This window comes from Binatus sp. (SeqCode) (assembly GCF_036522015.1).
Taxonomy (GTDB): Bacteria; Desulfobacterota; Binatia; order Binatales; family Binataceae; genus Binatus.
In genome coordinates this window covers 1-9,900 of record NZ_DATDGQ010000060.1, presented here as the reverse complement: position 1 = coordinate 9,900, position 9,900 = coordinate 1, and the positions used below count along the sequence as shown (strand labels likewise).

The following is a 9,900-nucleotide window of genomic DNA, read 5'->3' as shown; positions in this document are numbered from 1 at the left end:
ATTTGCATCGGCGGCGCTCGACGCACGCGCGCCGCGGTGAGCGCGACTTCTTCATTCTCGACGCGCCCAACTGGGTGAACATCATTCCGCTCGCGAAGAACGGCGACGTCGTGATGATTCGGCAATGGCGTCACGGTATCGCGGAATTCACGCTCGAGGTGCCCGGCGGCATGGTCGACCCAGAGGATCCGTCGCCGATGGATGCGGCGCGGCGCGAGATGATCGAGGAGACCGGCTTCGACTCCGACGCGATCGTGGCGCTGGGCAAGGTGCATCCGAATCCCGCGATCCAGGGCAACATCTGTTTTTCGTTCCTGGCCGAGAACGTGCGCCAGGTGGAAAGGGTGGTATCGCTCGGCGACGAAGAGACCGAAGTCGTGATGGTGCCGATGCGCGAAATCCGCGGCCTGATAGCGTCGGGCAAGGTCATGCACGCGCTGACAATCGCCGCATTTTCGTTCCTGCACGTGTACAACCCGCCTCGAAAGCGCCGGCGCACAAAGTAGCCTCGCCCCTTTTCCCGATCTTTATCTTTGTGTCATCCCGAGCGTAGCCGAGGGACCCCGGATCTTTTGCGATGCCGAGGACATTTCGACTTCTCTCAGGGCACGCGGAGCTGAGTCACTCTGGTGCCGGATTCGACCTCCTCCTGAGTTGCGATTGGACCATGATTGGTGTGGGTCGGCGGGGCATCGAGAAAGATTCGGGGTCCCTCGGCTACGCTCGGGATGACACAAAAAAAGAGCCGAAAGGCGGAGTGCATCCGTTAAAAACCCTGCAAGAAAATCCAACACGCGCGTTCAAAGAGTTGAGAAGGACGACTCGATGGACGTATTCAGCTCGAAGCTCAAGCTCTGGACCAGCTCATTTGCCGATCCTCGACTGTTTCAGATCTTCTCCCTCGGCATCCTGCTCGCCGCCGGTGCTTACTTCCGCGATTTCAGCATCCGTCCGGAGCAGGTTGTGCTGACCTTCGCCGCCGGCCTGCTGACGCAGGCCGCGTGCTGGAGGCTTACTCCGTCGAAGCCGCGCACTCTGCGCAGCGCCATCATCACCTGCCTGAGCCTCACGCTGCTGCTGCGCGCGGATAACCTGATCGCGCATCCGATCGCGGCGGCCGCCGCGATCTCGTCGAAGTCGCTTTTCCGATTTCGCCGCAAGAATTTGTTCAATCCCGCGACCTTCGGCCTCATCTTCGCGATCATCCTTCTTCCGGGCACATGGGTGTCTCCGGGCCAGTGGGGCCAGGACGTTGCCGTCGCGGGATGGGTCGTGATGCTCGGCATGCTCGTCACGAATCGCGCGCGCCGGGGCGATATCAGCTGGACGTTTCTCGCGTTCTATCTTGGCGCGCTCGCGGTGCGCCTCGAGTACCTCGGTCAGCGATGGGCCGTGTGGACGCATCAGCTCGAGAGCGGCGCGCTGCTGTTGTTCGCGTTTTTCATGATTTCCGATCCGATGACCGGCCCCAACGACCGCCGCGGCAGAATTGCGCACGCCGCCCTGGTCGCCGCAATCGCGTACGCGTGGCAGGTCCGGCTCTACCGCACCAACGGACTCATCTGGGCTTTGTTTATCGCGGCGCCATGCGTTCCGCTGTGGGACGCGATTTGGCCCGCGGACAAATTTGAATGGACCCAAAATGGAGGTGGCCATGTTTTTTCAGCGAATCCTGATTCTCGTTTCGATGACTCTAGCGGTGCTGATTCTCGGCGCGCCGCGTGATGCGCGCGCGTTCTGCGGCTTCTACGTCGGCAAGGCCGATGGCGCGCTGGTCAATCACGCGTCGCAAGTCGTGATCGCGCATCATGACGACAAGACCGTCATCAGCCTGATGAACGATTACCAGGGCGAGCCGTCGGAATTCGCGCTGGTGGTGCCGGTGCCGGTCGTGCTGCAAAAGGGACAGGTGCATGTCGGCGATCGCGAACTATTCCAAAAGATCGACGCATACAGTTCGCCGCGCCTGGTCGAGTACTTCGATTCTAATCCTTGTCAGATGTTGATGATGGGCCGTGCGTTTGGAGCAGCGGCCGGAGCGATCGCAATGCCTGAGACTGCCGCGATGCGAAGTGAGGCGGCCAAGGCGCTTGGCGTGACGATCGAGGCCGAGTACACCGTCGGCGAATACGACATCGTGATTCTCTCGGCCAAGGAATCGTCGGGCCTGCAAACCTGGCTACAGCAAAGCGGCTACAAGATTCCGCTCGGCGCCGATCGCGCGCTCGAGCCGTACATTCGCAGCGACATGAAGTTCTTCGTGGCGAAGGTCAATATCGCAGAGCACAATCGCACCGGGTTGACGTATCTGCGGCCGCTGCAGTTCGCGTTCGAGTCGCCAAAGTTCATGCTGCCGATCCGGCTGGGGATGATTAACTCGCAGGGTCCGCAGGATCTCGTCATCTACATGCTCACCGAAAACGGCCGCGTCGAGACGACCAACTATCGCACCGTGAAATTGCCGACCGGCATGGACATCCCCGAGTACGTGCGCGGCGAGTTCGGCGACTTCTACAAGGCGATGTTCGACGAGCAGGTCAAGCGCAACGACATGCGCGCCGTGTTCACCGAGTACGTCTGGAACATGGGATGGTGCGATCCGTGCGCGGGGCCGCCGCTGTCGCGTGACGAATTGCGGAGCCTCGGCGTCTTCTGGGTCGACGACCAGCCGGGCGGCGCAGTCCCGATGTATCGCCGACCCGGCGGGTTCATGCCGTATCCGCAGCCGATGGGCGGCGGTCCGACGCCGGTGACGCTCACGCGATTGCATGTGCGCTATAGCGCCGACACTTTCCCCGAAGATCTGACCTTCCAGGAGACGCAGGACCAGGAGAATTTCCAGGCACGCTACGTCCTGCAACACGGGTGGAATGGATCGCCCACGGCATGCGAGGCGGCGAAGAACTACTTCGACGAATTGAACAAGCGCAAAGCGCACGAAGCCGAGACGCTAGCCGATCTAACGGGATGGAACCTTGAAGACGTGATCAAGAAGGCGGGGCTGACGCCGGAGTCGCAGCCAAAGCCATGGTGGCAAGGCATCTGGGGCTCGTGAGGCGGTTGAGGGCAGTGGAAAGCGCGCGGGGTCGCCTCGACCCCGCGTGCCCTCACGTCTTGTCCAGTATCCTAATCAGCTCCGACGTGTACGCGACCAGGTCATGGCAATTCGCACATTTGACGCTTTGAACTTCATTTTCCTCGATGTAAATCAACATCGCCTTTGCGCCGCATTTTGGACAACTCAAAATATCTTTCGCAGCTTCTTCCTTCGCCGTAGCCATACGATGATCGAATACCCTTCGCCGTTTCGCGGTCAATCGCATTGACTCCTGCCAGGGTGTGCCCTAGGCTTGGCCGTTTGCTATACTATGTAACTCGACCGACTGGGCCGAAGCTGCTTACCTCGACCTGCTGCAACCGGATTTTTAGGCATGTTTGAAACGCTCAGCGACCGTCTCGAAGGAGTTTTCAAGAAACTCAAGGGGCAGGGCCGTATCACCGAGCGCAATATCGAGGACGCGCTCCGTGAAGTTCGCCTCGCGCTGCTCGAAGCCGACGTAAATATCAAGGTCGTCCGCGACTTTATCGAGCACGTCAAGTCCAAGGCGCTCGGCGCGGAAGTGCTGCGCTCGCTCTCGCCTGAGCAGCATCTGATCAAGTTCGTCGCGACCGAGCTGCAGAACGCGATGGGCGGCACCGCGCGCGAGCTCGATCTGAAGGTCAAGCCGCCGGTTAAAATCATGGTGGTCGGCCTGCAAGGCGCGGGCAAAACGACTTCGATTGCGAAGCTCGGACGATGGCTCAAATCCGAGCGCAAGCGTCATCCGATTTTAGCCTCCACCGACGTCTATCGACCGGCCGCGATGGAGCAGCTGCGCGTGCTTGGTGCGCAGGCGCAAATTCCAGTCCTCGACAGCAACGAGAAGCAGGATCCAGTCGAGATCGCGTCGCGTGCGATGGCCCGCGCGGAGACTGGTGGGCATGACGCGATCCTGATCGACACCGCCGGCCGCCTGCAAATCGACGAAGAGCTGATGGACGAGTTGTCGCGGCTGAAGGCTGCGCTCAATCCGCATCACATCATATTCGTCGCCGACGCGATGACCGGCCAGGAAGCAGCGAACGTCGCGGCGGGATTCCATGAGCGGCTGGGAATCTCTGGCGTCATTCTGACCAAGCTCGATTCCGACGCGCGCGGCGGCGCGGCGCTTTCCGTGCGGACTATAACCGGCGCTCCGATTCTGTTTGCGGCCACCGGCGAGAAGCTCGACGCATTCGAGATCTTCTATCCTGACCGTCTGACCTCGCGCATCCTCGGGATGGGCGACGTGCTGACGCTGATCGAAAAGGCGCAGCAGAATTACGATCAGACCAAGGCCAAGGAGCTCGAGCGCAAGTTCAAGAAGAACGAGTTCACCATCACCGACTTCGCCGAGCAGATTCGGGCAATCAAAAAGATGGGATCGCTCGGCGAGCTGATGGGCATGATTCCCGGACTCAAGAAACTCGCGGGCGCGGCCGATTCCGAAGATGCCAAGCTCGAGCTCGGGCGTATCCAGGCGATCATCGACTCGATGACGCTGCAGGAGCGCGGCAATCATCTGATAATCAACGGGCGCCGGCGTGCGCGAATCGCAGGCGGGAGCGGTACGTCGGTTCAGGACGTGAATCGTTTTCTCAAACAGTTCGAGCAGACGCGCAAAATGATGAAGAAAATCACCCGCATGGGCGCGGGGAAAATGATGATGCGCGGAATGGGGCTCGGCAGCTAGAATAAGAATAAGCACAGGAGAACTGAATGGCACTTGTAATCCGATTGCGCCGCCACGGCGCCCGTAAGAAACCCTTCTACCGCATCGTGGTGGCCGATTCGCGCTCGCCGCGTGACGGACGCTTCGTCGCCCAGGTCGGGACGTACGATCCGGCATTCGATCCCCCGCGGGTCAAAATCAAGAAGGACTTGGCGGACCAGTGGCTCAAGGCCGGCGCCAAGCCTAGCGACACAGTAAGGAAGTTGATTAAACGGGCTGAAACAGCAACGGTCTCCGCCTGATGCGACCCGCTGCAACGGAGCCATCCTATGAAGGAGCTCGTCGTATTTCTCGCGCAACAATTGGTTAACGACGCTAACGCGGTGGACGTTAAGGAGACCCAGGGCGACACCGCCTCGGTACTTGAACTGCGGGTCGCGAAGGAAGATCTGGGCCGCGTGATCGGCAAGCAGGGACGAACCGCAAAGTCGATTCGCACGATTCTGAACGCCGTCGCCTCGCGCACCAACCGCAAGGTCGTTCTCGAAATCGTCGAGGACCGATGATCCTGCGCACTGTGACGCGCCTCGCGTCACCACGGCTATGCTTCGCGTCGGCCGCATAAGCGGCGCGCATGGGCTGAAGGGCGCGCTGCGATTCCGGCCCGACAATCCGGACTCCGACACATTAGAACAGGTCAAGCGCGTGTTCCTCGAACGCGACGGCGCATCGCGCGAATTTCGCGTGACCGCGATGGCGCCGCTCAACGCGACGACGCGGCGGATCACGCTCGAGGGTGTCGCGGACATAAACGCGGCCGAATCGCTCAAGGGCGCGATCGTGATGCTCGCGACAGAGGATGTCCCGGCCGCCAAGCCGGGCGAGTTCTACTATTACGAAGCGATCGGATGCGAAGTATTTCTGACCGACGGCAGCCGCCTTGGCGCAATCGAAGAAATCTTCTCGAACGGCGCCCACGACGTCTGGGTGGTGCGCGACGCCGAGCGCGAAGTGCTGGTGCCGGTAATCGAAGAGGTCGTCAAGGCGATGGATCTTCCTGCTCGTCGAGTCACGATCGAGCCGATTGCCGGCCTGCTCGACTGACCATCTGGCTCCACGCGAGTCACCCGGATAGATTTGGATTCGCGCAATGGAATTTCACATAGTCACGCTGTTTCCCGAAATGTTCGAGTCGCCGTTTCGCGGCGGCATGATCGGGCGCGCGATCGAGCAGGGACTGATCGCCATCAAAGCGCATCCGCTGCGCGATCACGGTCTTGGGAACTACCGGCAAGTCGATGACGCGCCGTACGGCGGCGGCAGCGGGATGGTGATGCGCCCCGAGCCGATCGCGGCCGCGATCGATGCGGTCAACGCCGAGCGACCGGGCCTGTGGCGCATCCTGATGACGCCGCAGGGCGAAGTGTTCGACAACTCGATGGCGCGCGATCTCGCAAAGCGCGCACCCGGCCTGATGATCGTCGCCGGCCGCTACGAAGGAATCGACGAGCGCGTGCGCTCGCTGGTGGATCAGGAAATCTCGATCGGCGACTACGTGCTGAGCGGCGGCGAAATCCCCGCGATGGCGGTGATCGAAGCAGTGGGCCGGATGCTCCCGGGCGTGCTCGGCAATCCCGAGTCGCTCGACGAGGAATCGTTCGCCGCCGGGATGCTCGAATATCCGCAATACACGCGCCCCGAGGAGTTTCGCGGCATGACGGTGCCAGAGATCCTGCTCAGCGGCGATCACGCCAAGATTCGCGCATGGCGCGAGGAAGAATCGAAACGGCGGACCGCGCGGCGGCGTCCCGACCTGCTCGAGCGGCGCAAGTTCTGATTGTGCAGATTCTGAAAAAGTGCGGATTCTGAAAAGTGTGAAGGACCTCTTCGTAGCGCTGATCCATCACCCGGTCGTCAACCGAAACGCCGAGACCGTCACGTCGGCAATCACAAGCCTCGACATCCACGATATCGCGCGCGCGTCGCGAACCTACGACGTGCGCGGTGTATTCATCGTGCATCCAATTCCCGAGCAGCGGAAATTCGCCGCGAGCGTGATCGACCACTGGCGCTTCGACTTCGGCCGCGCGCACGACTCGCGCCGTCGCGAGGCGCTCGAGCGCGTGCAAATCGTCGCGGAGCTCGACGACGCAATCACAGAGGCGACAGGTATCTCCGGCGCGCGCCCGCTAATCGTACACACCTCCGCTCGCACCGAAGGCGGCACCAGCTTCGCCGATTTGCGCGCGCGCCTCGAAGCTCCAGATGCACCGCCAATGATGATCCTGCTCGGTACAGGCTTCGGCATGTCGCCCGAAGTCGCCGAGCGCGCCGACATCGTACTCGCCCCAATTATCGGCCCCGGCGACTACAACCATCTGTCAGTGCGCTCCGCCGCCGGAATTATTTTGGATCGGCTTCGCGGCAAGTAGGGCGCGCACCGTTTGCGCTCCTGGCGCCGGCCGCAGGAGCGTCCGTCGAGATTCTTCGCTACAGCAGCTTTCGCTCAGAATGACGCGTGAGGCGACTCGTTTTTTGTGTCATCCTGACAGAGCGAACAACGCGAGCGGCAGGAACGACCGCGGACCGCTTCGCGTTTTTGTGTCATCCTGACGACCTGAGCAACGCGAGGGGAGGAAATGGCTGCTGGCTTCCGGACAGCTTCGCGCACGCGAAGCCGGTTCCGGTCTCTGAAAATCGCGAAGCGCTCCTATGCGAGCAACCCGCGCAGCTTCTCTACAAAACGGCGCATGTGCGGATCGGACCGCTCGAACGGAATCTCGTCGAATCCGAACCATCGCACGCCGTGAAACTCGCCACGATCGAATTCAATCGCGCGCGAGCTGTCGCCACGCAGCAAATACCAAAGCGACACGTCGGTATGCCCTATGCCTCCGCCGGTCCGCGTCACCGTGATGAACAGCGGGTCCGGCTGCATGAAATCCGCCAGGAGGCTCAGCTCCTCCGCCAGTTCTCTGACCACGGTCGCACGCGGATCTTCATCGGGCTCGACATGACCACCGCTCGGCAGCCATAGACCCGCCAGCTTGTGATCGACCAACAGCAGCTTCCCGCGCTCTTCATCGACGAGCGCGAAATAACTCACCAGATGCATGAGCGGAACGTCGGGCTTCTTAGTCCTGAAGATCGGCGCACCCGAACGAATCCACTCGATGGTCGAGTCACGATGCTCCCGCTCGAGGTCGTCGACCGGCTCGATTGCCGCAACTATTTCCGCGATCCTGTCGCGCACTCGATTTGCCACCTGGCCTGTTCGCTAACGAATTCCTGCGCTGAGAACAAGAAATGCGAACGCGACCACTAGACCCGACGTTCTCAGCCAATGGTACAGATCCCAGCGATGCTCCTGCACTCGCCAGTCTTCGGGAAGTGATTCCGGTGTCCATATGGCGATCCGGTTGTTGATCGGCACCGGACCGACGAGCGAAAAGACTACCGCGAAGATCTGGATCGCGAGCGCTACGGCGGTGAGGCGCCACGCAGATTCGTTCAAATTCACGAAGGGCAGCAACAACAGAAGATTCAAGAGCGTCGAGCCTGCCATCCAAAACGGCATCACACGACCAAGTAGGATGGCGAGCGATGAGCGCATCGGTACATGTACTTCCAGCGGTTGCCGGTTGAGCATCGGGTGCGCGAACGCAGCAACATTTAGTTCACTGCCGCACATGAGGCCGAGCACCAGTATGGAAAGGAGCTGAACAGCCATGGAGATAGACCTTCGGAGGGTTGGACGTTTGCCCGGGAGCCGGCCCGCACCACTAACTAACACACCCATTGAGTGGGCGCGCGCATTTGGGTAGGTTTAGGGGCTCGACTCGAGGTCTTTTTCCCATGAATACCGTTATCCAGAAGCTCGAAGAGCGGGGCCTGCGCAAGGACCTGCCTGAATTCCGCGTCGGCGACTCGGTTCGCGTTCACGTCAAGGTCGTCGAAGGCGAAAAAGAGCGCATCCAGTCCTTCGAAGGCATCGTGATCAAAATGAACCGCGGCGCCAACCGTGCGACCTTTACCGTGCGCAAGATTTCGTACGGCGTCGGCGTCGAACGAATCTTCCCGATGCATTCGCCGCGAATCGACAAGCTGCAAGTGCTGACTCACAACCGCGTTCGCCGCGCGCGTCTGTACTACCTGCGCAATCTGTCGGGTAAAGCAGCGCGTCTCGACGTCGGGACCTGAGCGGCGAACGAATCCCCGATCAGCTGTCGTTGGAGGCTGCCGTCTTCTCGGCGGAATTCCGCGTCATGCGAACGTTGCCGTCCAGGTAGGCGCCTTCGGCCACCGTCAGCTCGCGGGTCTCGATGTTTCCGAAGAACTTGGCGCGCGGCCCCAGCACGACGCCCTCGCATCCAACGACGTCGCCGCGCAACTCGCCCATGATCAGCAGCCGCGGCGCGAAAACCTTACCCTCGACCATTCCGTCCTCGCCGATCACGACCAGCTCGACGGAGCGGACCTCGCCCTTGAAGCGGCCTTCGATTCTAACCGGCTCGTGAAAGATTAATTTTCCCGAGACGTTGACGTTGCGGCCGACTGCGACGCGTGTGCGCGCTTCGGCCCAAGCCACTCCTGCATCTTGCGGTATCTGTGTTGATTCCATGAACTTACGGAGCCGGAAATACGTGACACGACACTGCGTGGCCGCCGCGCCCGGTTTCTAATTTTGGTTCGACGTTTGTACAAACATCTTTCGCATAAGGGCACCTCGGATGGAAGGCGCAGCCGGGCGGCGGATTCATCGGACTCGGCATTTCGCCCGGCAGCTTGATGCGTTCCGGCCGGTTGGCGGTGTCGATCGTCGGAATCGCCGAGAGCAGCGCGCGCGTGTATGGATGCCGCGGATTCAAATAAATTTCGTCACGCGTGGCGATTTCGACAATCTTGCCGAGGTACATGATCGCGACGCGATTGCTGATGTGCTCGACCACCCGCAAGTCGTGCGCGATGAACAGGTAAGTGAGTTTCAGCTTCTCCTGCAGGTCCTGCAGCAGGTTGATTATTTGCGCCTGGATCGAAACGTCGAGCGCCGAGACCGGCTCGTCGAGCACCAGGAAGCGCGGATTCACCGCCAGCGCCCGCGCGATTCCGATCCGCTGACGTTGCCCGCCCGAAAATTCGTGCGGCAAAC

15 protein-coding genes are annotated in these 9,900 nt (G+C 61.0%); 10 read left to right on the top strand and 5 right to left on the bottom strand.

The features are described 5' to 3' along the window. The 3 genes from VIW95_RS02630 to VIW95_RS02620 form a co-directional block, all read left to right on the top strand. Nucleotides 1-506, top strand: a 506-nt coding sequence (locus VIW95_RS02630) for an NUDIX hydrolase (RefSeq protein ID WP_331583748.1), incomplete at its 5' end; no start/stop codon positions are given. 319 nt (nucleotides 507-825) lie between these two features. After that, nucleotides 826-1,725 (top strand): RnfABCDGE type electron transport complex subunit D, encoded by a 900-nt coding sequence (locus VIW95_RS02625; protein WP_331583746.1) that lies wholly within the window; start codon nucleotides 826-828, stop codon nucleotides 1,723-1,725. Continuing rightward, nucleotides 1,655-3,055: a DUF2330 domain-containing protein gene (locus VIW95_RS02620; protein WP_331583744.1), complete on the top strand. Its 1,401-nt coding sequence runs from the start codon at nucleotides 1,655-1,657 to the stop codon at nucleotides 3,053-3,055. The genes VIW95_RS02625 and VIW95_RS02620 overlap by 71 nt, the downstream gene beginning before the upstream one ends. A 52-nt stretch (nucleotides 3,056-3,107) precedes the next feature. Here the strand turns inward: VIW95_RS02620 and VIW95_RS02615 are convergent, their stop codons facing one another. Next, a complete protein-coding gene (locus VIW95_RS02615) occupies nucleotides 3,108-3,281 on the bottom strand; it encodes a hypothetical protein (protein ID WP_331583742.1) in 174 nt (57 codons plus the stop codon). A 150-nt stretch (nucleotides 3,282-3,431) separates the two neighbouring features. Here VIW95_RS02615 and ffh point away from each other — a divergent pair, with 150 nt between their 5' ends. The 6 genes from ffh to VIW95_RS02585 are packed head-to-tail and all read left to right on the top strand — an operon-like array spanning nucleotide 3,432 to nucleotide 7,183. Beyond that, nucleotides 3,432-4,772, top strand: a complete 1,341-nt coding sequence (gene ffh, locus VIW95_RS02610) for a signal recognition particle protein (protein WP_331583740.1) — start codon at nucleotides 3,432-3,434, stop codon at nucleotides 4,770-4,772. Between the two features lie 26 nt (nucleotides 4,773-4,798). Next, nucleotides 4,799-5,053: a 30S ribosomal protein S16 gene (gene rpsP, locus VIW95_RS02605; RefSeq protein ID WP_331583738.1), complete on the top strand. Its 255-nt coding sequence runs from the start codon at nucleotides 4,799-4,801 to the stop codon at nucleotides 5,051-5,053. A gap of 27 nt (nucleotides 5,054-5,080) precedes the next feature. Further along, the gene (locus VIW95_RS02600) at nucleotides 5,081-5,317 is read left to right on the top strand and encodes a KH domain-containing protein (RefSeq protein ID WP_331583736.1); all 237 of its coding nucleotides are present in this window, start codon (nucleotides 5,081-5,083) and stop codon (nucleotides 5,315-5,317) included. 37 nt (nucleotides 5,318-5,354) lie between these two features. After that, complete coding sequence (rimM, locus tag VIW95_RS02595) at nucleotides 5,355-5,855, top strand: ribosome maturation factor RimM (protein WP_331583734.1); 501 nt, start codon at nucleotides 5,355-5,357, stop codon at nucleotides 5,853-5,855. A 46-nt stretch (nucleotides 5,856-5,901) separates the two neighbouring features. After that, a complete protein-coding gene (trmD, locus tag VIW95_RS02590) occupies nucleotides 5,902-6,588 on the top strand; it encodes a tRNA (guanosine(37)-N1)-methyltransferase TrmD (protein WP_331583732.1) in 687 nt (228 codons plus the stop codon). Nucleotides 6,589-6,607: 19 nt separating this feature from the next. Next, nucleotides 6,608-7,183, top strand: a complete 576-nt coding sequence (locus VIW95_RS02585) for an RNA methyltransferase (RefSeq protein WP_331583730.1) — start codon at nucleotides 6,608-6,610, stop codon at nucleotides 7,181-7,183. 278 nt (nucleotides 7,184-7,461) lie between these two features. Here VIW95_RS02585 and VIW95_RS02580 read toward each other — a convergent pair whose 3' ends face one another. Beyond that, nucleotides 7,462-8,016, bottom strand: coding sequence for an NUDIX hydrolase (locus tag VIW95_RS02580; protein ID WP_331583728.1), 555 nt, complete (start codon nucleotides 8,014-8,016; stop codon nucleotides 7,462-7,464). 12 nt (nucleotides 8,017-8,028) lie between these two features. Next, nucleotides 8,029-8,481, bottom strand: coding sequence for a DUF1772 domain-containing protein (locus VIW95_RS02575; protein ID WP_331583726.1), 453 nt, complete (start codon nucleotides 8,479-8,481; stop codon nucleotides 8,029-8,031). A gap of 125 nt (nucleotides 8,482-8,606) precedes the next feature. On the opposite strand from VIW95_RS02575, the gene rplS reads away from it, so the two are divergent. After that, nucleotides 8,607-8,951 carry a 50S ribosomal protein L19 gene (gene rplS, locus VIW95_RS02570; protein ID WP_331583724.1) on the top strand — a complete coding sequence of 115 codons (345 nt, stop codon included), beginning with the start codon at nucleotides 8,607-8,609 and terminating at the stop codon, nucleotides 8,949-8,951. Nucleotides 8,952-8,970: 19 nt separating this feature from the next. On the opposite strand, the gene VIW95_RS02565 is transcribed toward rplS, so the two are convergent. Together VIW95_RS02565 and VIW95_RS02560 are read right to left on the bottom strand one after the other, a co-directional pair. Continuing rightward, entirely contained in the window at nucleotides 8,971-9,339 is a 369-nt protein-coding gene (locus VIW95_RS02565) for a polymer-forming cytoskeletal protein (protein ID WP_331583722.1), read from the bottom strand. A 37-nt stretch (nucleotides 9,340-9,376) separates the two neighbouring features. After that, nucleotides 9,377-9,900: ABC transporter ATP-binding protein (locus VIW95_RS02560; RefSeq protein ID WP_331583720.1), on the bottom strand; the 524-nt coding region annotated here is incomplete at its 5' end.